Origin of the sequence: Cohaesibacter intestini (assembly GCF_003324485.1) — a bacterium.
Classification (GTDB): domain Bacteria; phylum Pseudomonadota; class Alphaproteobacteria; order Rhizobiales; family Cohaesibacteraceae; genus Cohaesibacter; species Cohaesibacter intestini.
On the sequence record NZ_QODK01000003.1, the window covers coordinates 280,953 to 305,060 of the forward strand.

The 24,108-nt window shown below is 56.0% G+C and carries 24 protein-coding genes; 8 read left to right on the plus strand and 16 right to left on the minus strand.

The window, feature by feature from the left end:
- Window positions 1-152 precede the first annotated feature (152 nt).
- Window positions 153-1,271 carry an alanine dehydrogenase gene (gene ald / locus DSD30_RS12020; RefSeq protein ID WP_114009934.1) on the plus strand — a complete coding sequence of 373 codons (1,119 nt, stop codon included), beginning with the start codon at window positions 153-155 and terminating at the stop codon, window positions 1,269-1,271.
- Between the two features lie 590 nt (window positions 1,272-1,861).
- Here the strand turns inward: ald and DSD30_RS12025 are convergent.
- From DSD30_RS12025 to DSD30_RS12040, 4 genes are all read right to left on the minus strand, one after another.
- Window positions 1,862-2,356, minus strand: coding sequence for an SRPBCC domain-containing protein (locus tag DSD30_RS12025; RefSeq protein WP_157967678.1), 495 nt, complete (start codon window positions 2,354-2,356; stop codon window positions 1,862-1,864).
- A 173-nt stretch (window positions 2,357-2,529) separates the two neighbouring features.
- Complete coding sequence (locus DSD30_RS21740) at window positions 2,530-2,898, minus strand: hypothetical protein (RefSeq protein WP_198662932.1); 369 nt, start codon at window positions 2,896-2,898, stop codon at window positions 2,530-2,532.
- A gap of 175 nt (window positions 2,899-3,073) precedes the next feature.
- Window positions 3,074-3,370 (minus strand): hypothetical protein, encoded by a 297-nt coding sequence (locus DSD30_RS12035; RefSeq protein ID WP_114009936.1) that lies wholly within the window; start codon window positions 3,368-3,370, stop codon window positions 3,074-3,076.
- 137 nt (window positions 3,371-3,507) lie between these two features.
- Window positions 3,508-4,746 (minus strand): class I SAM-dependent RNA methyltransferase, encoded by a 1,239-nt coding sequence (locus DSD30_RS12040; protein ID WP_114010416.1) that lies wholly within the window; start codon window positions 4,744-4,746, stop codon window positions 3,508-3,510.
- Between the two features lie 420 nt (window positions 4,747-5,166).
- On the opposite strand from DSD30_RS12040, the gene DSD30_RS12045 reads away from it, so the two are divergent.
- A complete protein-coding gene (locus DSD30_RS12045; RefSeq protein WP_157967679.1) occupies window positions 5,167-6,102 on the plus strand; it encodes a FecR domain-containing protein in 936 nt (311 codons plus the stop codon).
- Window positions 6,103-6,187: 85 nt separating this feature from the next.
- Here the strand turns inward: DSD30_RS12045 and purD are convergent, their stop codons facing one another.
- Entirely contained in the window at window positions 6,188-7,483 is a 1,296-nt protein-coding gene (purD, locus tag DSD30_RS12050; RefSeq protein ID WP_114009938.1) for a phosphoribosylamine--glycine ligase, read from the minus strand.
- Between the two features lie 318 nt (window positions 7,484-7,801).
- On the opposite strand from purD, the gene ubiA reads away from it, so the two are divergent.
- Entirely contained in the window at window positions 7,802-8,773 is a 972-nt protein-coding gene (gene ubiA, locus DSD30_RS12055) for a 4-hydroxybenzoate octaprenyltransferase (RefSeq protein WP_245418459.1), read from the plus strand.
- A gap of 6 nt (window positions 8,774-8,779) precedes the next feature.
- Here the strand turns inward: ubiA and DSD30_RS12060 are convergent, their stop codons facing one another.
- The 6 genes from DSD30_RS12060 to DSD30_RS12085 form a co-directional block, all read right to left on the minus strand.
- On the minus strand, window positions 8,780-9,538 hold the full coding sequence (locus tag DSD30_RS12060; protein WP_114009939.1) for a TlyA family RNA methyltransferase: 759 nt from the start codon (window positions 9,536-9,538) through the stop codon (window positions 8,780-8,782).
- 37 nt (window positions 9,539-9,575) lie between these two features.
- Complete coding sequence (locus tag DSD30_RS12065; RefSeq protein ID WP_157967680.1) at window positions 9,576-9,743, minus strand: hypothetical protein; 168 nt, start codon at window positions 9,741-9,743, stop codon at window positions 9,576-9,578.
- An 86-nt stretch (window positions 9,744-9,829) separates the two neighbouring features.
- Window positions 9,830-10,450 (minus strand): SCO family protein, encoded by a 621-nt coding sequence (locus DSD30_RS12070; protein ID WP_114009941.1) that lies wholly within the window; start codon window positions 10,448-10,450, stop codon window positions 9,830-9,832.
- Between the two features lie 175 nt (window positions 10,451-10,625).
- A complete protein-coding gene (locus DSD30_RS12075; RefSeq protein WP_114009942.1) occupies window positions 10,626-11,261 on the minus strand; it encodes a LysE family translocator in 636 nt (211 codons plus the stop codon).
- A gap of 197 nt (window positions 11,262-11,458) precedes the next feature.
- Window positions 11,459-11,902, minus strand: a complete 444-nt coding sequence (locus DSD30_RS12080; protein ID WP_114009943.1) for a VOC family protein — start codon at window positions 11,900-11,902, stop codon at window positions 11,459-11,461.
- A gap of 113 nt (window positions 11,903-12,015) precedes the next feature.
- Window positions 12,016-12,387 (minus strand): DUF4189 domain-containing protein, encoded by a 372-nt coding sequence (locus tag DSD30_RS12085; protein WP_114009944.1) that lies wholly within the window; start codon window positions 12,385-12,387, stop codon window positions 12,016-12,018.
- A 360-nt stretch (window positions 12,388-12,747) separates the two neighbouring features.
- Between DSD30_RS12085 and dxs the strand changes: the two genes are divergently transcribed.
- Window positions 12,748-14,667, plus strand: a complete 1,920-nt coding sequence (gene dxs / locus DSD30_RS12090; RefSeq protein WP_114010418.1) for a 1-deoxy-D-xylulose-5-phosphate synthase — start codon at window positions 12,748-12,750, stop codon at window positions 14,665-14,667.
- Window positions 14,668-15,047: 380 nt separating this feature from the next.
- Here the strand turns inward: dxs and DSD30_RS12095 are convergent, their stop codons facing one another.
- Together DSD30_RS12095 and DSD30_RS12100 are read right to left on the minus strand one after the other, a co-directional pair.
- On the minus strand, window positions 15,048-15,764 hold the full coding sequence (locus DSD30_RS12095) for an LrgB family protein (RefSeq protein WP_114009945.1): 717 nt from the start codon (window positions 15,762-15,764) through the stop codon (window positions 15,048-15,050).
- On the minus strand, window positions 15,761-16,219 hold the full coding sequence (locus tag DSD30_RS12100) for a CidA/LrgA family protein (RefSeq protein WP_245418460.1): 459 nt from the start codon (window positions 16,217-16,219) through the stop codon (window positions 15,761-15,763). Before DSD30_RS12100 ends, DSD30_RS12095 begins: the two co-directional genes overlap by 4 nt.
- Window positions 16,220-16,302: 83 nt before the next feature.
- Here DSD30_RS12100 and DSD30_RS12105 point away from each other — a divergent pair, with 83 nt between their 5' ends.
- Window positions 16,303-17,238, plus strand: coding sequence for a glutaminase (locus DSD30_RS12105; protein WP_114009946.1), 936 nt, complete (start codon window positions 16,303-16,305; stop codon window positions 17,236-17,238).
- A 391-nt stretch (window positions 17,239-17,629) separates the two neighbouring features.
- Window positions 17,630-18,199 (plus strand): DUF805 domain-containing protein, encoded by a 570-nt coding sequence (locus DSD30_RS12110; RefSeq protein ID WP_114009947.1) that lies wholly within the window; start codon window positions 17,630-17,632, stop codon window positions 18,197-18,199.
- Window positions 18,200-18,283: 84 nt separating this feature from the next.
- Here the strand turns inward: DSD30_RS12110 and DSD30_RS12115 are convergent, their stop codons facing one another.
- Entirely contained in the window at window positions 18,284-19,336 is a 1,053-nt protein-coding gene (locus tag DSD30_RS12115) for a M42 family metallopeptidase (protein ID WP_114009948.1), read from the minus strand.
- Between the two features lie 329 nt (window positions 19,337-19,665).
- Here DSD30_RS12115 and DSD30_RS12120 point away from each other — a divergent pair, with 329 nt between their 5' ends.
- Together DSD30_RS12120 and DSD30_RS12125 are read left to right on the plus strand one after the other, a co-directional pair.
- Window positions 19,666-20,640: a DnaJ C-terminal domain-containing protein gene (locus DSD30_RS12120; RefSeq protein ID WP_114009949.1), complete on the plus strand. Its 975-nt coding sequence runs from the start codon at window positions 19,666-19,668 to the stop codon at window positions 20,638-20,640.
- 155 nt (window positions 20,641-20,795) lie between these two features.
- Complete coding sequence (locus tag DSD30_RS12125) at window positions 20,796-21,647, plus strand: hypothetical protein (protein ID WP_114009950.1); 852 nt, start codon at window positions 20,796-20,798, stop codon at window positions 21,645-21,647.
- On the opposite strand, the gene DSD30_RS12130 is transcribed toward DSD30_RS12125, so the two are convergent.
- Both DSD30_RS12130 and DSD30_RS12135 read right to left on the minus strand, forming a co-directional pair.
- Entirely contained in the window at window positions 21,632-22,285 is a 654-nt protein-coding gene (locus DSD30_RS12130) for an HAD-IA family hydrolase (RefSeq protein ID WP_114009951.1), read from the minus strand. The two genes, DSD30_RS12125 and DSD30_RS12130, sit on opposite strands and share 16 nt — an antisense overlap.
- A gap of 589 nt (window positions 22,286-22,874) precedes the next feature.
- On the minus strand, window positions 22,875-24,101 hold the full coding sequence (locus DSD30_RS12135; protein WP_114009952.1) for a winged helix-turn-helix domain-containing protein: 1,227 nt from the start codon (window positions 24,099-24,101) through the stop codon (window positions 22,875-22,877).
- Window positions 24,102-24,108: the final 7 nt, after the last annotated feature.

Sequence of the window (24,108 nt, forward strand, 5' to 3'; positions counted from 1 at the left end):
CGACACATTGCGCAAAAATTCCGCCATCATCGAAAGATCGTTTAATTTCCGGAAGCGTCGTCGGTTCTCCCTGTGATGCCATTCATATCGGGGCTGAAACCAGAAAAACAAGGCGCGACGGTCGCAACGCCCAAACAGAGAAAGTATCACATATGCTGATCGGATGCCCCAAAGAGATCAAGGATCACGAAGACCGTGTTGGCCTTGTGCCATCCTCCGTTGAAGAACTTGTCATGCATGGCCATCAGGTAATGATGGAAACCAATGCCGGTCTTGGCATTGGCTGCTCCGACGAGGATTACATCGCGGCAGGCGCAACCATCGTCGCTAACCCGGACGAGATTTTTGCCAAGGCCGATATGGTTGTCAAAGTGAAGGAGCCACAGGCTGTGGAACGCGCCAAGTTGCGCGAAGGTCAGGTTCTCTTCACCTATTTGCATCTGGCTCCGGATCCGGAGCAGACCAAGGATCTGGTTGCCTCTGGTGCCACCTGCATTGCCTATGAAACCGTGACCTCGCGCACCGGTGCGCTGCCTTTGCTGTTCCCTATGTCCGAAGTGGCTGGGCGTCTTGCCCCTCAGGTTGGTGCGCAGGCGCTGGAGAATAACGGCGGTGGTATGGGCATCTTGCTCGGTGGTGTCCCCGGCGTTGATCCCGCCGAAGTCGTCATTATCGGTGCTGGCGTCTCTGGCACCAATGCAGCCCGCATCGCACTGGGCATGGGGGCCGCAGTCACCATGGTCGATCGCAACACCGACGCTCTGCGCGCCGCTGTGGATCGCTTCGGTACGGCCGTTAAAACCGTCTATTCCAACAAGGGCAACATTGCCCGTCTGGTGGAAAAAGCCGACATGGTCATCGGAACGGTTCTGATTCCGGGTGCGGCTGCACCAAAGCTTGTTACCCGTGAGATGATCAAAACCATGCGCAAGGGCTCTGTCATTGTCGATGTGGCGATCGATCAGGGCGGCTGCTTTGAGACCTCCAAGGCAACCACGCACTCCGACCCGACCTATGTGGTTGATGGCGTGGTGCACTATTGCGTTGCCAACATGCCGGGCTGCGTGGCCCGCACATCTGCCTTCGCGCTCAACAATGCAACGCTGCCTTTCACCCTCGCTCTGGCTGACAAGGGATGGCAGCAGGCACTCAAGGATGATGTTCATTTGCGCAACGGCCTCAATGTCCATGAGGGCAAGGTGACCTATGAAGCCGTGGCGAAAGACCTTGGCTACGACTATTTCTCCGCAGAAGGTGTTCTGGGTCTGTAATAGTCCCTCTTGATAGCGGGATCGGCACAATCCCGCGCTTTACAGACACCAGATTCTGCATGAAGGGCTCGGTATTTCGCTATATCGAGCCCTTTTTTTATTCTAAGCCCGTGGGGCGGCCGAATTTACAGGCCGTGACTTGAGATATCTCAACGATTGGAAAAGTGAGGCGGGATATAGAAAACCCGCCTTGGGCGTCTACTCCAAGGCGGGCCTCATATTGCTCTAGCGCGATCAATATGATGAATGGCGATCACCGATATGCAAGCATGTCACGGTCACCATGTCAGTCTGGTCTGCAGCAATCATGCTCGTTGGCGCGAGGATGATTGCTTTAGCACACTAGAACCTAGTCAGTGCTTCTCGGCACGTCTTGCCGGAATTACCGGCAAACAGGTTCCAGACCCTGGCATGCAGTGTTAGCTAGTTCCACCTAATTCCTACGCCACACGCCTGTAGACCATATTTGGTCATGCATGGCTTGGTTTCAAGATCTGCAATACGAAATTATCTACTTTTTTGTATCCGACTATTGCTGTCGCGCTGAAATGCCCCACGATGATTTGCATTCATTGCGTCTATGGGTAAGGTTAGTACGTGTTTGACCGGGGCCTGTGCACAGAATTCCCACCTATTAGGCAGGCCGAAGCATAGGCATTGACGAAGATATCATCCCACCCATTCTCGTACCCTTCGCGCATGACATGCGACAGCGCGCCATAGCTTTCCCACCCCGTGTGAACCAGCTTGACCATCGTCGCTTCATCGCCCAGATCGATGAAGGCAATTACCAGATGGGTGGCATGTTCCTTGGGGTGGCCCATATGAAAGTCGATTTCGAGAGAGGCAGGGGCATCGCAGTCTGCAAAGACACCCCAGACATGGCGTGTGTCATCCGCCCCGATCTCGACAATCGCGCCGCCGGGCTTTGGGTCAATATCGATCCGTTTGGCTGGCAGGTTGGTTGTATGGAATGAGATCGACCGTGTCTGCAACGGCCACCAGCTGTTGATATCGACAAAGACATCATAGGCTTGAGCAGGACGTAGCGGGACTTCTATCACCTTGACAATTGGTTTGAGCATCTGGGACCTCGCTGAAAACACGGCCTGAGGATAGGTCATGAAGGCTACCCTTTTCCGGCATTTGTCACAACACGCCAATGGTCGGTCTTGATGGGAGAAAAAGCTGGTTCACAAAGCGTCAAAGCCAGACCGCCAGGGACGAAAACGGCAGGATCCGGGGACTTTGGTCCTGTCTAGGCTGGCCCGTCTTCGGTGTCATGCTTGATGGTATGGGCTGCGTCAGCCGGTATACTCCGGATGGCTTTCTGGTGGGCTTTTTGTCTGTGGCGGGTCACCAGAGGGCGGGTGGTCTTCAGAACACGGCCAAAGGTGCGCCCGGCCCGCTCTTCCAGCCACAACGCGCTGCAATCCAGCCAGCCGATATGCTTGCGCAACCTTCGGGCATAACTGCGCCCGATCCGACTGTTGGCAATCACCAGAAAGCTGCCCAGTGCCAAGAGCGGCACTCCGGTTGGAATTGGCAACCAGACCGTGGCCAAACCACCAATCAGGCAAAGAATTGCGAAGCTCATGATGACCCAGTGCTTGAGATTGGCAATCACGAAACGCTTCCTTTGTTAGTGACACGAACCACCAGACCGCGTCAGGTCATCCGTCTGCAATAAGCTGCACAGATCTTTCCATTAGGCGGCATCTGTAACAGTTTGAAGACAGTTCGATGACGCTCAGGTCAGGTCCAACGGGCATTTCAGAAGGGGGCACCATACAGGCGAGGGATCAATTGGGCCCGAGCCGTCGTTCCAGCGGGCGAGTTGTCTTGAGAACGCGCACCATCTTGATCTTGCTGCGTGCCTCGAACCATGCCATCCGCGCATCGACAAAGACAAAGCGTCTGCGAATGTTGCGGACAATCTGGCGCCCCTTGCGGCTGTTGGTGATCAACAAAACCGTCGCGAAGGTCATCAACACCGCGCCAATGGGAAAGGGGGTCCAGACCGACGCCAAGCCGAGCAGAAACAGCACGATCGCAATCGTGATGATTAGCCAGCGTTTGATTCGACGCATATAGAGCATAAAAGCGGTCCGTTCCTAAAGCCTAAGGCCTGTGCTTGCGGGTAACTCGTTAAATAAGAAGAAGAATGGCGCAATCAAGGCATCCGCCGCAATTTCAGCTGTTGCGACGGGCTCACCCCAGATTGTCCTATATGCTGCTAACGGCGTAGAACTGCAACACATTCAACGTGATGCGAGAAAAGAAACTGATCGACCGGCGTGACATGATCAAGTCGATAGCCGCCATCGACCAGAAGGCGCAAATCCCGCGCCAATGTGCCGGGATTGCACGAGACGGCCACAACGACGGGAACCTTCGACTTGGCAATTTCCTCGGCCTGCGCTTTGGCCCCAGCCCGTGGCGGGTCGAACAAGACCGCATCGAACTTCTTCATTTCCATCGCCAGAACCGGTCGTCGGAACAAGTCGCGCCGCTCGATCTGGATATCCTTCAGGCCTTGCCCGAAGCGCCAGCCACGTTCAAGCGCCTTGAGTGCTGCTTCATCGCCTTCCAAGGCCCAGATCTTTGCCTTGCGCGCCAACCGCAGCGCGAAGGTGCCTGAGCCGCAAAAAAGATCAATCACCTTTTTTGCGTCACCGATCGCCCTGATAGCCAGTTCAACCATCGCCAGTTCTGCTTTGCGATCCGCCTGAACAAAGGCAGCAGGTGGTGGGGAAACTTCAGCGGTGCCCATCTTGAGCAAGGGAGAACGACGCTCCAACAAGACATCGCCATTGGCAGACAGCCGAGCAATGTCGAGTGTTTCCGCCATTTCCACTGCTTTGAGATAATCCGGGCCGCCGGTCATGTTTTTGACATCTTCCAGACAGACATCCACCCCGGAGCGGGTGGCCAGAAGGGTAATGCGCGCCTCGCCCTTCTTGGTCATGAAGAGGGGCAAATAACCAGCCAGTTTTGGCAATATTGCATTCAGGGGAGCAGCCAACAGCGGGCAATGCTCGATGTCAACAATCCGGTTCGAACGCGTCTCATGATAGCCAAACAGCAACCGCCTTCCAATCAGCCGGGCGGTCAGTACCGCACGCCGACGCCCACCTGCCTCGGTGGTGATGGTCGGACGAATGTCGACATCATCAAAGCCACGAGCAGACAGGGCCTCGCGGACAATGTCGCGCTTCCAGTTGTCATAGGGCTCTTTGGCCATATGCTGCATGGTGCATCCACCACAGGTGCCAAACAGAGGGCAAATCGGCTCAATCCGGTCAACAGAAGGCTCGATCACCTCTTCTAGGTCACCCCGCTCCCCCATCGGTGTAACCAACACCCGCTCGCCTTCCAGCGCAAAGGGAACATAAAGGCTCTTGCCATCGTGATAGGCAACGCCATCACCTTTTGCGCCGAGGTCGTCAATGATGATTTCTACGGGGTCTGTCAATGGTCCAAGGTCCTTTTGGAGGTCGTTTTGCTCAAAGAGGGGTGGTGCATTGGTCCTCTTGGGCAAAGAAGCTGCGATTGTCTGCGCAGTCAAGTCTTTGCTGTGTATCAGGCAGTTGATCGGTTGGAAATGGCCGATATGCATGGATGCGGTGTTGAAGGTGGAAAACACGCATACAAAGAGCCCGTGTGGCCCAATCCCCCTTCGCATCTTGTTTACCTTTGATGAACCACAAAACAATAATATTCAGGATTAGCCAAATAAAGCGGTTAACTTTCACCACCGGTTTACCCTCGATTGCTAGCTTTGCGGGCACGTAAAGCAAAAGTTGCCCAAAGGTTCAGGAACGGGTCGGAAACAGGGTTCCGACTTGATATGCGATGCCAGCGCAAAGCACTGTGGGCGACAGGGGGCGCGACCATGACCAGATTTCCATTCCTCGCTGCATTGATAAGCGCTGTTTTTTGCCTGACACAGCCAGTCTGGGCCAAAGATGACATCAAGGCGTCTGACACCGCATGGCGGATCAGCAAGGTCAGCGGGGACGCTTGGATCGAGGTACCCAACCGGGAAAAAATGCGACTGATGCGCAACCGGGTGTTGTTTCCCGGTCAAACCCTGATCACTTCTGACAGAACCCGCCTGCAACTGGTCCATGGCAAGCAGCGCATACAGGTTGGGTCGAACACGGTTCTGGCTTTGCCTTTGTTGCAAGAAACAGATCCCAGCCACACCAGGATCCTGCAAACGAGTGGCACAATCCATTTGTCGGTCGATAAGCAGAGCACGAAGCATTTCTCGGTCGAAACTCCATACATGGTCGCCGCCGTGAAGGGCACCCAGTTCACCGTATCGCTTGGCAGCGGATGGGCAGATGTGCGCGTTCATGAAGGTCTCGTCGAAGTGTCAAACAAGTTGGCAAAGGAAGTCTTCGACGTTGCCGCCGGGCAGGCTATCTCGATGGATTTAACTGCTCTGGGGCGCAAAACCCAGCATGCGGTCAAAATGGCCTTTTTTGATCGTGGCGAAGACATTGTTCAAGGCAGTTCGCCTTCTCATCCAGCGGACCAGCCGCAAGCGGTGATGGATGAGCCGCAAGGCATTGTATCAATGATTGGCGGGATGATTGCTGCCATGACGCTCTATGTCGGCGGAATGATCAATGCGGTCGTTCAGTCGGTGACTGGCTCGATCACCGGATTGGTGGTGCCATTGGCCCAGAAAGTTCAGAGCGACGGTACGCTGCACTTCCTGATTTTGGGGCTGCTGGCCGCCGTGACGCTGGTCTGTGTGATCGGATTTATCCTCTATCGCCGCAAGCGCTTCCGGGTCGACCTCTCCCGAACCCGGCTCTGAGATCTGCCGCACAAATTGCCAAACGTAAAAAGCCCGCTCGGTTCTGCCCGGCGGGCTTTGTCTTTCAATCGGACTGTCGGGCCAATCAGCTGCCCTGCTGTTCACGCTCAACGGCCCGCCAGCCAATATCGCGGCGGCAGAAACCATTCTCCCATCGCACCGCATCGACAGCCTTGTAAGCAAGCGCCTGCGCTTCGGTCACGCTCTTGCCACGGGCACAGACATTCAGCACCCGGCCACCTGTGGCCACCAACTGACCCTCCTTCTCGCCCGTGCCTGCATGGAAGATGGTCACGCCGTCAAGGGCTTCTGCTGCGCTTAGATCCTCGATCACGGTGCCTTTCTCATACGATCCGGGATAGCCCTTGGAAGCCAGCACCACATTCATCACCACATCATCGGACCATTTGGTTGTCATGCCTTTGAGCGTGCCGCGCGCCGAGGCCAGCAGCAACTCCAGCAGATCGCTTTCCAAACGCATCATCAGGGTCTGGCATTCCGGGTCTCCAAAGCGGACATTATACTCGATCAGTTCAGGGCCTTGCTCGGTGATCATCAGTCCGACAAACAGCACGCCCTTGAAAGGAGCGCCACGGCTGGCCATGCCCTTGATGGTGGGCTCGACGATCCGCTGCATCACGGCATCCGTCAGGGTGTCTGTCATGACGGGAGCCGGGGTATAGGCCCCCATGCCACCGGTATTTGGGCCGGTATCGCCTTCGCCAACCGGCTTGTGGTCCTGAGCGGAGGCTAGCAACAGAGCGCTTTCTCCGTCACATAGCGCAAACAGGCTTGCCTCTTCCCCTTGCAGGAAGGCTTCAATCACCACTTCGGCACCGGCCTCGCCAAAGGCGCCGTCAAAGCAATCCTTGATCGCCGCCTCAGCTTCCGCATCGCTCATGGCAACGGTGACACCCTTGCCTGCGGCCAGACCATCGGCCTTGATGACGATCGGGGCCGGGTGGGTTTTCAGATAGGCCAGCGCGTCCTTTTCTGCGGTGAAACGGGCATAGGCAGCGGTCGGGATATTGAACTCGGCGCAGAGATCTTTCGTATAGCCTTTTGACCCCTCCAGCTGGGCGGCTTCCTTGGACGGACCGAAGGCTTCGATGCCCGCAGAAGTCAGGCTGTCAACCAGACCATCCACCAAGGGGGCTTCAGGGCCGACAACAACAAAGTCGATATTCTTGTCCTTGCAGAAGGCGATAACCGCCTCATGATCTGCTTCACTGACATCGGCTTTTTCGGCCATTTGCCAAAGCCCAGCATTGCCCGGTGCAACATAGAGTTTGCCCAATCTGGGCGATTTCTTCAGGCCGAAGGCGAGGGCATGTTCGCGGCCACCGGATCCGATGAGCAGAATGTTGAGGCGATCAGACATGAAAAAATCCTTTCCGAAAGGCAGAGCCGATGCTTGTTGCAGTTCAGGCTGTTGCCTGTCTGCTAACGCTCAAGACAGGCAAAAGCAAGCCGCAAGACGTGCATTTGCTGTCCATGATGAGGCAATCTGTGCAGTTTGTCTGCCTGTCGATCCAAACGCTCCCCTTGTGGCATCAATCAGGGGTAAATTGTCCGTTGATGGTTTTCACAATATGTCTACCGATGCATTCTTGCGGTTGACGCAAGGCTGTCGATGGGCGAAACCTCTCCACAAAGGAACAACAAAGGCCACAAATGGCACGAGGCGGGACAGAGGACTATGAGTGGGCATATCTCGATGAATGAGAAAAAAGGCACGATCGATGGTCGTGTGGCCGACGCGGTGTCTGACCATTGGGTCGATCGATTTCTGCCACTTGGCTTCCGTCCCTATGCGCGTCTTTCGCGGCTTGAGCGCCCCATCGGTTGGTGGCTTCTGCTCTGGCCCTGCCTGTGGTCTTTGACACTGGCCGTGGCCACCAAACCCGCAGATCAGCTCCCCCCTGTCTGGCAGATTCTTTGGTACGCCTTTGCATTCTGGCTTGGCGCCGTGGCCATGCGCGGGGCAGGTTGCACCTATAACGATCTGGTCGACCACAAGATCGATCAAAAGGTCGAGCGCACCCGCTCCCGTCCATTGCCAGCCAACCAGACGACCCGGATGCGGGCTTGGCTCTGGTTGGGCCTTCAGGCCCTGATCGGCCTGTTCGTGCTGTTGCAATTCAATGAATTCTCGATCCTGCTCGGCTTCTCGTCGCTCGGCGTCGTGGCGATTTATCCTTTCATGAAACGCATCACCCACTGGCCACAGCTGGTGTTGGGGCTGGCTTTCTCATGGGGAGCCTTGATGGGCTGGGCGGCGATCAATGGCTCATTGTCTCTTGCGCCCGTCCTGATGTATGCCGCTGGCATCGTCTGGACCATCGGCTTTGACACCATTTATGCCCATCAGGACAAAGAAGATGATGTCATGATCGGTGTGAAATCGACCGCCTTGCTGTTTGCCGATCACACCAAGCAATGGCTACTCGGTTTTTATGCGGTCATGGTTTTGCTGATGGCTGGGGCGTTTGTGGCTGCCGGTGTGGCATGGCCCGCTTATCTGGGCTTGATAGCCGCTGCCGCGCATATGGGCTGGCAGATCTGGAAGCTCGACATCAACAATTCTGCCCAATGTCTCGACCTGTTCCGCTCCAATACCCAGATTGGCTGGTTGCTGTTTGGCGGTCTTGTCGGTGCGCTGTTGGTCTAGACTTTCCTAACAGCGGTCCTTGATCGCGCCGAGCAGAAATTCCGCATTGCCGTCTCCGCCCAAAATGGGGGAGGGGACCATATCCAGCACACGCCAGCCGCGACAGGCTTGCTCTTCTTCGCTGTCGATCCATGCGGCAATGGCTTGCGCTGCCTGCAATCCTTCCGCAGGGTCGCGCACCAGCCCGCCCTTGCCAATGCCATCCTTGCCAACCTCGAATTGCGGCTTGACCAGCAACGCAGCCTTGCAGCCAGTCGACGCCATGCTCAAGGCGGGGGGCAAAGCCAGCTTCAGTGAAATGAAGGACACGTCGCTGACAAGCACCGAGAAGGGCTCTGGCACATGGCTTTGATCCAGATGGCGGGCATTGACCCCTTCGAGCACATGAAGTCTCGGATGGGATTGCAAGCTCTTATGCATCTGACCATGGCCGACATCGACCCCGTAAACACTGCGGGCACCGCGTTCAAGCAGCACCTGACAAAAGCCACCGGTCGAAGCGCCAATATCAACACAGATCTGATCGATGGGATCAAAGGAAAAATGGTCGAGCGCATGGAGCAGTTTCAATGCGGCGCGTGACACATAGCGGGCGGCCGGATCGTCATAGGTCAGTTTCGCATCCAGTCCGACCATCTGGCTGGCCTTGGTCGCAGACAGGCCATTGACCTTGACTGAGCCGCGCTTGATGGCGTCGCGAGCCCGAGCTCGGGTTTGCACCAGACCACGAGACACCAATGCCTGATCAAGCCGCAATTTGCTCATGATGTTACTGAACCTGCCAAGAAAGGGATATGTCGCGTTAGAAACAGTTGGCGATGGCACCGGCAATGCGGTCGTAGAAAACCGCAATACCAACACGAGACCAGATAGCCATGCCAACGAGCGCGACCACGGCCAGAATGCCTGCCGACCAATAGATCAGCCGGTTCACCTCGTCGGCCTGCTGTTGTTCGCTCAAGTCATTCATGGCCTGCTCCTGTTTGCCAGCACATGATAGCATAGAGGCAAGAGTTGCTCCAGCTATGCGCATGGCCATGCCCGCCTTGGAAAGGATCACTCGGCGCTGGCGATCAGTTTTCTCAGTTTGCCGACCGCACTGTCATGGCTCTCGCCATAAGCAATGGTGCCGGAAAAGACATTGCCTTTCTTCATCAGGAAGACCGAAGCGGTGTGATCCATCACATAATTGCTGTCCGCCTGATCGTCTTCCACCTTGCGGGCATAGACCCGATAGGCCTTGACCACAGCATCCGTCTGTTCACGGGTGCCGCGCAAACCCACCAATTGCTCAAAGAAGGCATCAGCATAGTCTGCCATCGATTGCTGGTCATCCCGCTCTGGGTCAACGGTGATGAAAAGATAGTTCAGCTTGTCAGCCTCTTCTCCCAGCTCCTGCACCCACATGGTCATTTCCGCGAGGGTGGTCGGACAAACGTCGGGGCAGAAGGTATAGCCAAAATAGATGGCCATAGGCTTGTCGGAAAAGTCCGCTGCAGTCACCTGCTTGCCCGTGTGATCGGTCAGAGTGAAATCGCCCCCGACGGCAGCCGTGGTTTGACCAGCCTGAGTCTTTTGAACGGTCAGTTCCTGCTGATACCAGTCGATCATCATAAAGGCCAGGCCCAGTGCCAGAAGGGCGCTGAGGGCCCAAGCGCCATAACGGACGAATTTCATTCTCGTTTGTTCCTTCTGTTCGTTGTCTTTGCCAGCCTAGGCATGTGGCACGGTCTCACCACATCACCCGATGCCTGTCAATGCACCATTCTGTGTGTTCCCAGATCAGGTGATGCTGGCAAATTCCAGCGAGGCCGGATCCTGATCCATTGACGCCATATCAGATAGCGGCGCATTAAGGCCGTTCAAAGACGGCAAGTTGCCCTCCAAAGCCGATCAGCAGAATACCCGCACATCCATTGAGCAATCGCGACATCAAAGGTCGAGCAAAGACACGCCGCGCCCCGTGGACTGCAGCTGCAAGACCTGACAGCCAGATCATGCCCAGCAAGAAATGGATGGCCGCAACAAGCAGAGCTTGTGGCAGAGCTGAAGAGGACGGATCAATAAATTGCGGCAGAAACAGCATATAGAAAACAATCAGCTTGGGATTGAGCAGGTTGGTGAAGAAACCGTCGCGAAAGGCACGCAGACCTGTCAATTTCGAGGTGCCAGAGGTTTCGACCACCAGCGTTTCCCCGCGCCATGCGGCCAAAAGCGACTGTGCCCCCAGATAGATCAGGAACAGGGCCCCGGCAAACTTCATCCATCCAAACAGGCTCGCCGATTGCAACAGGATCAGCGATAGGCCAAGTGCTGAAATTGTCCCATGCACAAACAGGCCCGAACAGATGCCCAAAGTGGTCAAGACGCCCGCTTGCACGCCGCCACGGGCTGCATTGCGCAACACCAACACCGTATCAAGTCCCGGTGTCAGCGTCAGGGCCGCCAATGCCAGAAACACCGAGACAAAAGGGAAATGGTCAAACATGCTTGCAGGATACCAATGCAATGGAAGAAGAAGGGCAATGGAAGAGGGAGGCGGGCAGGACGCCTTGGGTTGTGGCCAAGGCCGAAGAGAGGCAGAGCTTAGCGTCTGCCTCTGCTTCAGGCAAGTGTGGCTGGGTGTCAAGCCATCACCGCCTCTATCCTACATCCTTGCCTGTATCCTCATCGAGTGCGGTATCGTCAATCATGCCCTTCGTTAGGGGAAGCATTCCACGCCATGGCCTCAATCTTGTGCCCATCCGGATCTCGAACGAAGCAGCCATAATAGGCCTCTCCATAATGCGGCCGCGGGCCGGGTTCTCCATCGGGGCTGGCTCCCAGTTCGATGGCCTTGTCCCAGAAGGCATGCACGGCCGCATTGCTGGGGGCAAGAAAACCGAAATGGGTGCCATTGCCAACGCTGGGCGCTTGACGGTCATGGGGAATCTGAACCCAGAATTCAGGAAAATACTTACCAAAGGCAGCCGCTTTCATGCCGTCCTCATCGACTTCCATTATGATCTTGGCTCCGATGGTCGCCAAAACCGCCTCATAAAAAGCTCGGGACTTCGTATAGTCGCTGACCCCAATCGATGTGTGCGACATGATCGAGGGGATGTCGTCTTCGAATGCTGTGGTTGTCATGGAAAATCCTGTTGACTGGATAGAGCAATGTTCACTAAATGTTCTTTTTACAATGCCCGCCTTGCGCACACTTGTCAAGGCGGGCGACACACTATCGAGGCGATGGCAAACAATTATCGCGAGGTACAGGCCCAGCGTTTAATATAGCAGCCACCAAAGCGGTTGTTGCAGTTTCTCAGGGCGATATTCTGAGCGACACCGCGATTGGAACCCCATGCGGTTGCCCAATCATTATAGTCATTCATTGCCAGTGCTCCGCAGGCATTGCGGAACCACAGGGCGGATCGACATCCGCGTGCGCGGTTACGGCATTCATTCATAGCGCGGTTGGTCGCAGCCCCGCGTGTCGAATAGTCCCACGAAATGCCATAGGCACCATTCGGGGCCACAGCGATGGCGCCAAAATAGTCTCTGGCATCAGCTGTTTGTGGTGAGGTAAATGTTAAAAAAGTTGCAATCAGGGTAAGGAATACTGGTTTCATCATCTGGTTCCTTCCAATCCAATATTAGGAATATATACTATATTACCGCACAAATTGGTAAGTGGCGACTCAAGATATAGTCGAGTGGGTTCGCGACCATTTGGCGAGAGGCCATCATCTTGCCCTGACGGCATAATCAGTATAGACCTGTCCGATTAGAGACATTGCTTTCTGACGCGCCTGAAAAAAGGCTTGTAAGATCATAAATTGGACCCGCTTTGGGGCTATTTCGTATCAGGGAAGACAGATTGCGAACCAGCAGCGCTTGATCCGAAGCCAGGCAATGGACATGTAAGAGACGGTCTCTGACGGCCTAGGCCGACTTGTGTCAGGGACAGCGAAAAACAGAGACAGGTGAAACCAGTGTCCAAAACACCAACACTTGATGCCATCTCAACGATTGATGATGTGCGATCCCTTGATATGGCTGGATTGAAGCAGCTGGCTGATGACGTCCGGACCGAGATGATCGATGCGGTCTCCGTCACTGGTGGTCATCTGGGGGCAGGACTTGGTGTGGTGGAACTGACCGTCGCTTTGCATCATGTGTTCAACACACCCCATGATCGCGTGATCTGGGATGTTGGTCATCAGGCCTATCCTCACAAGATCCTGACCGGACGCAGGGACCGCATGCGCACCCTGCGCCAACCAAAGGGTCTGTCCGGTTTTACCAAGCGGGCCGAGAGCGAGTTTGACCCCTTCGGTGCAGGCCACAGTTCAACCTCGATTTCCGCTGGTCTGGGCATGCAGGTCGCCTCCGATCTGGAAGGCACCGAGCGCAATGTGATTGCCGTGATCGGCGATGGTGCCATGAGTGCCGGCATGGCGTACGAAGCCATGAACAATGCAGGCGCACTCGACAGCCGCCTGATCGTCATTCTCAATGACAATGACATGTCCATCGCCCCGCCAACTGGCGCGATGAGTGCCTATCTGGCTCGGTTGATTTCGGGCAAGACCTTCCTGTCCTTGCGTGATGCCGCCAAGCAGATGGCCTATTCGCTGCCGCGATTCTTCAAGGAAAAAGCGCAGAGAATGGACGAATTCGGCCGCGCCTTCTTCACCGGTGGTACCCTGTTTGAAGAGCTTGGTTTCTATTATGTCGGCCCGATTGACGGCCACAATCTCGACCATCTTCTGCCAATCCTCAAAAATGTCCGCGACAGCGAAAAGGGACCATTGCTGGTTCATGTCGTCACCCAAAAAGGCAAGGGCTATGAGCCTGCAGAAAATGCCAGCGACAAATATCACGGCGTCTCGAAATTCGATGTAGTCACTGGTGCGCAAGTCAAAGCCCCAAGCAATGCGCCAAGCTACACCAAGGTCTTTGGCTCCAGCCTGACCAAGGAAGCCCACAAGGATGACAAGATTGTCGCCATCACCGCCGCCATGCCAAGCGGCACCGGCGTTGACATTTTCGAAAAAGACTTCCCGGACCGGACCTTTGATGTGGGCATCGCCGAGCAGCATGCCGTGACCTTTGCCGCAGGTATGGCCTGTGAAGGCTACAAGCCTTTCTGTGCCATCTATTCCACCTTCCTGCAGCGTGCCTATGATCAGGTCGTTCATGACGTGGCAATCCAGAATTTGCCCGTTCGCTTTCCGATTGACCGGGCAGGCTTTGTCGGCGCTGACGGGCCAACCCATGCAGGCTCCTTTGATGTCGGGTTCCTCGCTTCGCTGCCCAATATGGTGGTGATGGCCGCTGCAGACGAGGCCGAATTGGTGCATATGGTCGCGACTGCCGCCGCCCATGATGATGGCCCGATTGCCTTCCGCTATCCCCGTGGTGAAGGCGTGGGCGTTGATATGCCAGAGGAAGGCGTGCCGCTCGCCATTGGCAAGGGCCGGATCGTCAAGGAAGGGGGCAAGGTTGCCATTCTCTCCTTCGGCACCCGCCTTGCCGAAAGCCTGAAGGCGGCGGAACGCCTTGATGGCTTTGGGCTCAGCACCACGGTCGCCGACGCCCGCTTTGCCAAGCCACTTGACAAAGACATGATCCTCAAATTGGCGGGCGAGCATGAAATGCTGATCACCGTTGAGGAAGGTGTCGCTGGCGGCTTCGGCTCACAGGTGCTGCATTTGCTGGCCAATGAAGGTGCGCTCGACACCGATCTCAAGATCCGCTCGCTGACGATGGCCGATAAATATACCGACCACGGCAAACCGGACGCCATGTATGCCGACAGCAATCTGGATGCTGACGGGATTGTCCGCTCTGTTTTCGAGGCTCTTGGCCGGGATATCAACGAAGCGCTGGAAGCGGGCGAGATTGCCTAGATATAGGTTGATTTTGGTATTAAATCAAACCATAGATTGCAAGTGTGTAATCTATGGAGAAAACCTGTGCTACGAAACTTCTTAATTATGTGTTTCATTACCGTCACCTCAACCGCTCAAGCAGAGACCCTCAAGGGCGGATACGTCGCGTGTCTGACGGAAGAACTGCTTGATCAAATAATTACAGCTTCGGTTAAAGAAGATACCAGAGCAATCAAATACCTTCTTGATGTAGGATGTTTTGTTCCTAGAGCGGGAATTCCAATTTCTGTTCTTGATAGAAGCTGGACTGTGTCGAAAGTCAGAGCCTACATAAATGATGGAACAGTCGAACTTTGGACTGTTAACGAAAACATTGTTCGATGAGTAATTCGTAGCTTTTAAAACAACCAAAACCATATGAGTGGCAGCAAAATGGCTGTCGCCAATGCATTCAGCCCCATGGCAAGGCCAGAGAAGGCTCCGGCTTCCTCATTGACCTGCAGAGCACGCGCCGTGCCGATGCCATGGCTGGCCGTGCCCATGGCCACGCCGCGGGCCGCCCAGCTCTTTACCCCCACGAAATTCAGCACATAAGGCCCGAGGATCGCCCCGATAATCCCGGTGGTAATCACCAGAACCGCAGTCAGCGAGGGCAAGCCACCCAGCTCCTTGGTGATGCCCATCGCCACCGGCGCGGTGACAGATTTGGGTGCCAGCGAAAGAAAGGACTGCTCCGATCCCCCCAAGGCCCAAGCAATCAGAACCGCGCTGCTGGCCGCCACAAAGGAGCCGCTCAGCAGGCTGACCATCAGCGCGAGACCGGAGCGTCGCACTTTGTCAAATTGTCGATAGAGCGGGATGGCCAACGCCACCGTTGCCGGGCCAAGCAAAAAATGGACAAACTTCGCCCCATCGAAATACCGCTCATAGGGTGTGCCAGACAGGGCCAACACCGCCACCACAATCAGGATCGCCAGCAGCACCGGATTGAGCAAGGGCGTCATGCCGGCTTTCTGGTAGAGCGTCAGCCCCAACTGATAGGCAACCAGCGTGAGAGTGAGATGAAACAACGGGCTGGCACTAAGATAGACCCAAAGGGAGGAAAGGTCGCTCATTGACTTGTCTCCTGCGCGTCCGATTTGCCATCCTTCATCAGCCAGCGCATCATCAGCCCTGTTGCCGCAATGGCGAGCAGGGTGCTGACCAGCAACGCAGCGGAGATGGGCAGCAGCTCCGTCCGCAACAGCTCCGCATGCAGCATCACCCCGACACCCGCCGGAATGAACAGCAAGGAGAGATGCTTCAACAGATTGTCTCCAACCATGGCGATGTCGGCTGGTATCCCGCCTTTGATGGAAAGGCCAACAAACAAAAGAGCCATCCCCACCACCGGGCCGGGCACCGGCAGGTCAAGCAGGGTGACGATGCTTTCGCCAAGCAATTGGCAAAGGAAAATGAGTGTCAGGGCGAACAGCAAATCGATACCTCCTGCGCGCATCATGTGGGCAAAGCTGTCTGCACCATAAAGTGCTCGCCAGCTCTTGCCATTGGTCTTTCGCAGGCCTAACACAGATCAGGTCTGAGCGGAAAGCGCCAGATGGGTTTTGAGCCGTCGAAATGGCAAAGGCAAGATCAAGGGGGGAAGCCACTGATATGGGCAACAGGATCAGCGAAAGCTACTTGCAGGCGCTCGTCGGTGAAGCGCATGAGCGAGGCGCCGCCCATCCAGATTATTGGGGCATGGTTGCCGACTATATCCCAGAGCTTGCCCACATCAAGCGCGAACAATTTGCCATTTCGGTGGCGCTGGAAGACGGTCATGTCCTGTCGTCTGGCGATTGCGACACCGGCTTCTCGATACAGTCCATTTCCAAGGTCTTCACCTTGTCGATTGCTTTGGGGCGGATTGGCGACAGTCTGTGGAAACGGGTGGGGCGCGAGCCATCCGGCAATCCGTTCGATTCCATCATTCGTCTGGAACAGGAGAAGGGCAAGCCGCGCAATCCCTTCATCAATGCTGGCGCCATCGTCACCACCGATGCATTGCTGTCCGGCCATGCCCCAAAAGAGACCTTGTCCGAGATCATCCAGTTCGTGCGCAATGCTGCCGAGGATGATGATATTCACATCAACAAGAAAGTTGCCGCGTCCGAAAAAGCCACCGGCTATCGCAATCTGGCACTCGCCCACTATCTGCGTTCCTATGACAATCTGCTCAATGAGCCGGACTTCACTTTGGGTGTCTATTACCACCAATGCGCCATCCAGATGACCACCATCCAGTTGGCGCGGGCCGGACGGTTTTTGGCGGGGTTGGCCGATGCGCCCCGGCTGATTGCCCCGTCCAAGGTCCGCTCATTGAATGCGGTGATGATGACCTGTGGCCAATATGACGGGTCAGGGGAGTTTGCTTATCGCGTCGGCCTGCCGTCGAAATCCGGTGTCGGTGGCGGCTTGTTGATCATCGCGCCACGTAAGGGCGCGATTGCCATCTGGTCCCCGGGTCTCAACGAACAGGGCAATTCCAAAATGGGAACGTGGGCCGCTGAGCGGCTGTCGCGCGATTGGGACTGGGGTGTGTTTGGATGATCTGGTTTCGCGGTGAAGAGAGGCTACACGCGCTCCTTGCATCGTGCGAGGGGCGGAGTCTTAACCTGATTTCAGGTGTGTTCACTTCGGTGGGCGTGTTTCAGAAGCATGGTTAACAAGAACTTTAACAAGGCGGTATATCGCTTCAGAAGCGCAGGGCAAGTGATTCAAATGACTCATGATTCCGGACTCTTAAAGCAAAGCCTTGAGAGATTGATTCAAAGTCTGAAGGGCCACCCTATCGTGCATTCAGATTGAATCGCTTTCTCAAAAGCCGCGGCCAAGTCAAAACCACAGGTAAGGAAACGTTAAGCAATTCGTTTGAACCGGATTTAACGATTCTCCTCTAGGTTGTTGGCTGGATCAGGCCACTCCCACCGAGAAACGACCCATGTTTGCATTGTTCAATCCCTTTTATGGCGAGATTTCCCGCAAGTCCTGGTGGACATATCAATCGGTGATTTGGGTGATTTTTGCCCTGTTGGCAGCGGCCTTCTATTTTCTGCTTGCCGCATTGCGAATGGGCGATGGCATCGCTGATGCTTTCTCAACGCTGTTTGGCGTTGTTGCTGCAAGTGTACTGGCGATCGTCGCGATCTATATGAATTTCTGTTCCTGCGTCAATCGCTTGCGCAATACGGGGCGCACCGGCTGGTGGTGGTTGATCTTTCAGGTGCCGGTCATCGGTGTCCCTCTGATGCTCTATTTCTGCGGCATCGAAGAAGGCGATCCGGTCCAGAGGCCGATGAATATTCAACGGGATCTTGATGCTCTGAAGGCACGCTATGAGCCGCAGGTTGAGGAGACGAGCGATCCAGACTCCCGGTTTGAAAAAGCCATTCCGTCGGCGCCATCTCCCCACGACTATGGCAAAAGAAGCCTGCGTCAGACGGGCCGTAGGCCGGTTTCTATCGGAGGGGGGCAGCCGCGCACCAGCTTTGGTCGCCGTGGCGCAATTTAAGGCTCAATCAGATCATCCATCAGGGCATAAAAAAGGGGAGCCACGCTCCCCTTTTCGCATTCATTTGCCCCAAAGGCGCAAAGCTTACTTGCTGCCGAGATAAGCCGCGATGATATCGCGGGCGGCAATCAGATCGTCTTTTTCGATCATCTCGGTGACCGTATGGATATAGCGGGTGCCGACCACGATGCCGATGGCACGGGCGCCAGACCCAGCCTGCTGACCAGCCGCCCCATCCTGACCGCCTCGGGCAAGGATCGTGCGCTGGCAAGCAATGCCTTTGTCTTCGGCCAAGGCTTCGATTTCTTCCACCAGATCAATATCGGCGATGAAGGAGCCATCCTTCACATGCAGGCCAAAGCCCTTGCCCTGAACGGTGACGGTGTCTTTTTCAGGGGTACCCGGCGTGTCACAGGCCAGCGTCGTGTCAATGCCGAGGGCAATGTCCGGAGCAACGCCAAAGGAAGCGGTGCGTGCGCCGCGCAAACCCACTTCTTCCTGAGCGGTGAAGGCAACAACGATTTCGCAAGCATGCTTGACGTCGGCCTCAACCATTTGGCGGATGGCTTCGATGCCCAGCCAGCAGGCAATGCGGTTGTCGAGCGCCTTGGAGACGACTTTCTTGTCGAGATCAAGCAGCGGCTCGTCCATGACGATGAAATCGCCAACTTTGACTTTGCTCTTGGCTTCTTCGCCCATGCCCAGATCAACAATGAAGTCGGTCACTTCGGGCAGCTTTTTGCGCTCTTCTGGCGACGAAATATGCAAAGCTTTGCCGCCCGCATTCATCACGCCCTTATAGTCACCATCCTTGGTGCAAACCAGCACGCGGCGGGCAAACAGGGTGCGAGGGTCAAAACCGCCAACCGGGTCAATATGCAAAAAGCCCTTGTCGGACACATGGCTGACCAGGAACCCGATTTCATCCATATGGCAGAGCAGCAGGATGCGTTCCGCTTCCGAATCGTCCGGCAAATCCGCAGTCGGATAGCGGGTGCAGATCAGCGACCCCATCGGATCGACGTAGGTTTCGTCGAACAGGCCCTCGATTTCAGATTCAATCAGGGCACGGACCCGATGTTCACGACCCGGAACACCCGGCGTTTCGCAAAGGCGGCGAAGAAGATCGATATTCATGGTTTCTAGCAATCCTATGGAAATTTGCGTTGGAACTCTCTATATCAGGGGTGACATGAAAAGAACAGCGTGACGGATTCGCCCGCGGTTGCTTGTTGAAGGACTGCGGCCGTCGCTGTGCTGCTTTTCCCCTTGTCTTTTGACCGCTGTTGGATGGCGATCAATTGGCTTGGTGAAAGGCATTTGAACCTGACTGTGAGTTGGGGCGGAAGCCTTGCAAAAGGGACTTCTGAAGGCTGCCGACCGGCGCCAAGGCTGGCTCACATCACGCAACCAGTAACACTGCCAACAGGCGCCATTTGGGCCCGGTGGCGGGGGTGAGGAAAGACATGAGAGATCCATATAGCGTTCTTGGGGTGCCAAGATCGGCAAATGAGCGTGAGATCAAAAGCGCCTTTCGCAAACTTGCCAAGCAATATCACCCGGATCAGAACAAAAACGACCCGAAAGCGCAGGAAAAATTTTCTGAAGTCAATCAGGCCTACGAGATTGTCGGCGACAAGGAAAAACGCACCCGTTTTGACAATGGCGAAATCGATGCCGAAGGCAAAGAACGGTTTCAGGGCTTTGGCGGTGGCGGTGGTGATCCGTTCGGCGGTCGTGGCAATCCCTTTGGCAATGCGACAGGCGGCGGCTTTGGCGGCGGAGCGGCAGAAGACATTCTCAATGAGATTTTCGGCAATATGGGCGGCGGTCGCCCAGGCGGCAGCCCCTTTGGCACCGGTGCCCGAAATGACCCGTTTGGAGGCACACGCCAGCGTGCTCAGCCGCAAAAGGGGCAGGATGCCGAAGCCAAATTGTCGGTGAGCCTTGAAGACCTTGTTTCGGATGACAAACGCCGGGTGCATCTGCCCACCGGTAAGAGCCTCGACATGAAGGTGCCCAACGGCGTCAAGGACGGCCAGACCATCCGCATGAAAGGGCAGGGCTTTGAGTCCCGCACCGGTCCAGCTGGCGACGCTCTGGTGACCATCGAGATCCTACCGCACAGGCTGTTCAAAGTAGAGGATCGGAATATCCGCCTTGACCTGCCATTGACCCTTTATGAAGCGGTGCTCGGTGCACGGATCCGCATCCCGACGCTGGAAGGCAAGGTGGAAATCAAGGTGCCTGCAGGCATGAGCTCGGGCAAATCGATGCGCCTGAAAGGCAAGGGCCTGCCGGACCGTGATGGCAACCGGGGAGACTTGTTTGTCACGGCCAAGATCATTCTGCCCGAAGGCTCCGATCCGGGCTTGCGCACCCTGATGGAAGATTGGCAGGACACCAACACCTACCGTCCACGCGGGCCGGATTTTGGGTGATTGGATCGAGTGCATTGACCAGACCAAGCGGCCCTTCGGGGCCGTTTTTTGTTGCTCCACGCCCCGCCTCTTGACCATGCTCAAGTGACAGGTCCCTGCCTTTCTGCTTTAGTGGCCCTCAAACAGAAAGCCCAAGATCAGGGCAGGGGGAGCGCATGCGGAAATTGATACTAGCCGGTTTGGCAACATGGTTTCTGACCGGATCGACCTTGGCTGAAGGTTGGAACCCCAAGGAGCCGATCAATGGATTTTCACGCGATTCCTTTTTCCGCTCCATCAAGGCCTTGTCGCGCCTCTTGTCCGAAGACGAACGGGTAATCTTCCGGCGCGGGTTGAATGCCCTGATCCTGAGCGATTTCCCGCTGACCCATGGAATGACCGCCCAAGAGGCCGCGCCTTTCCTGCCGATGGCGCTGGATGCCGCTCATGTCACCCTTGATGGTGTTTCGCTGGGAGCTGTGATGGCCGCAGGAGAGAGACAGCCCTCCGATCCCGCCCCCACAAACGAGAATGCCGGATCCTTCGTTGACCGCAACAAGCAGCCAAATCCGTTCGAGCGCATCGCTGCGTTGGATGCCGAGGCGGAAAAGCGCCAAGAGGAGCTTGAACAGCATCTGATCGCGGTGCGTCACTGCCTGAGTGACAAAATCCCGCTTGCCGTGCATTTCGTGCGGAAAGAAGGGCTTTATGACGATCTGGAGCTAACATTGACCAACGGCCTTCGTTGGCCCATCGGCTCACTGGCTTTCAGCTATGTCATCACCACAGAAGGGCGTCGCCTGCCTTTCACGCAAAAGGAAATGTCCCGTACATTACGGGGTGGATTGAAACCCGGCGAACAACGAACGGTGCCGATCACGGTCTCATCGGTCCCCGCCGACTTGGCTCCGGCTTCTCTTGCCATTGCCGTCGATATTCTCAATGTCGGCGACATGGAAGGCAAGTCTCTGCTCAACCACCCCAAAAGCCTTTTCACAGGTGGCCTGACTGATCAGACCTGTGAGTGAGGCCCCAGCAGGGGAAAGGAAGCATAGTGCGAAAAATGCGGCCCATCATAGCCTTTGGGTGGCTGATGGCTGTCCGGGCAATGTAGCAGATATTGCATGCCTGCCGCCTTGGCCGCCTCAATGCCGGGACCGCTATCCTCAATCACCAGACAGGCCTCTGGCGCAACGCCCATCGTCTCGGCCGCATGCAGAAACAGATCCGGCTCCGGCTTCCAGCTGTCAATGGCATAGGAGCTGAACAAATGCGGCTCGAACAAGGGCAACAGGCCTGTCAGCCCCAGCGAATGGCGCATCTTTTTCAACGGGCCAGATGATGCGATACAGCGCGGCAGATCAAGTGCCTTGACCGTTTCCGTCACATCGGGGAAGGCTTGCAACTGGCTGTCAAACAGCTCGGCCACCCGTGCGCGATACCGCGTTTCATAATCTGCGCCCAGCGATTGCCCGATCCGGTCTTCGATCGCCCGGACGATATCCACCAGCTTGATGCCCCGATAATGGTTGATCAAATAGGCAGCGTCCCAGTCGAGGTCCGGCACCACATCGCAATGGGCCTGTTGGCACAAAACCTCGCTGTCGACGAGGGTGCCATCAAGATCGAAAATCAGGCATTCAATCCGGTTGATGTCCAGTGTCATTCGCAGCTCCTGTCAGCCTGTGATGTGCCTTCTATTCACACCTCACGCTCTGTTCATGATGTCGTGATCAAAGTCAACCGGTCGTGATTGGCCAGTGATAGATGCATGCGGGTAAGGTTCGGGCATCATTAGTCTTCAACCCTCAATGCCACGCGGAACAAAGTGAGCAGACCCATGACACCTTATCATTTGCCTAGCATGAAGCCATCACGCCTGAAATATGCCCGACTGGCCTTTTGCACGTTGATGATGTCAGCGTCGACCGCCTTTCGCACCAAGGCATAACAGACCCGATCCGGCCAATGAGTGCCTCCCTGTTCATTGGCCAAGCGGACCCCGTCTGACGGGTTTATGAGGATTTTTGTTCGTTCTAACCTCTGGCAACCTTTGGGTGGAAACTCTGGCCATCGCCTCGCCGCTTTTTCGGGGCGTGACCACCCTATGGGGATGCCGGCAACTCAAAGGGCCGGTCGCATGCATCCCTGAGGACAAGGATTGCCACGCACTTGCCCAATACGAAAGCCCGCGCATTGGCTTTCGGGCCCGAATGGTGGCTTCACCACACCGCCGCCATTCGGGCTCCTTTTTTCTATTCCGCGCTTGCCTGTTTGAGGCTTACTGCCAGATCCCCCTGTTCATGGATCCGGATATCGGACAGGCCCATCCATTGCGCCATCATCTCAAGCTCTGCGATCAGTGCTTTGGCCACTTTTCCCTGATCAATTTTCGGTTCACCATGGCTGGCGAAGACTTCCAGAATGCCCTCCTGCCGATTGGCCTTCAGGTCCAGCCGTGCCACCAACTGATCGCCCATCAGGAAAGGCAGCACATAATAGCCAAACTGGCGCTTTTCCTTGGGCACATAAATCTCGATCCGGTAACGGAAGTTGAACAGGGTCTCCGCCCGGTCGCGCATGAAAATCAGGGAATCGAACGGCGCCAGCAAAGCCTGACACTGGGCACGCGCCGGGATGACGGCGTCCTTGTGCAAATAGGCCTGTTTGGCAAAGCCTTCCACCTCGACCGGGTCCAGAACACCCATCTCGACCAGTTCGGCAACCGCTTGCTTGCTGTCTTTGGGTGATAGACGGAAATAGTCGCGAAAACAGGCCTCGGTCCCGACACCGTGGCTGCGTGCACCGATCTCGATCAGCTGCCGCTTGGCCTCACCGGCGGGCAAGGTGCCTTGGGCCAGAATATCGGCGGGCAACACCCGCTCGGGGATGTCATAAAGCCGGGCAAAAGTCTGCCGCCCCGCCGAAGTGATCCGGCCTGACCAGAACAGAAATTCCAGCGCTATCTTGGTGTCGCTCCAGCCCCACCAAGCGCCTTTGCCCTTGCGCTCCTTGTCCAGCGCTCCGACCCCGATCGGGCCTTGTTCTTCAATCGTGCGATAGACCGCTTCCACCCGCTCGGGATTTTCTTTCGCAAAGCGACCAATGCCACCCCAAAGCCCCTGATGGCGGGCTGCATCCTCCATCCGCCAGCGAAGCGCCGGATACAGGGCCACGGGCAGGATCGAGGCCTCATGCCCCCAATATTCGAAATAGGCCTTCGGTTTGCTGAGGGACGTCACTTCATGGGCTGCCCGGTCGATCAGCTTGCGATCATAAGCCCCTAGCCGGGCAAACAGGGTGAGATAGTGCGCCCGGTCCAGCACATTGACGCTGTCGATCTGCAACAGCCCGATGGAATCGAAGATGGCTGCCAGATGGCGTTGATCCGGGCGCTTCAGGCCACGCATTTGGGGTAGAAAACCCTGCGCCTTCAAGGCGATTCGCCTTGCCTGTCGATTGGAAAGGGATTGCATGGTCATGTCGCTG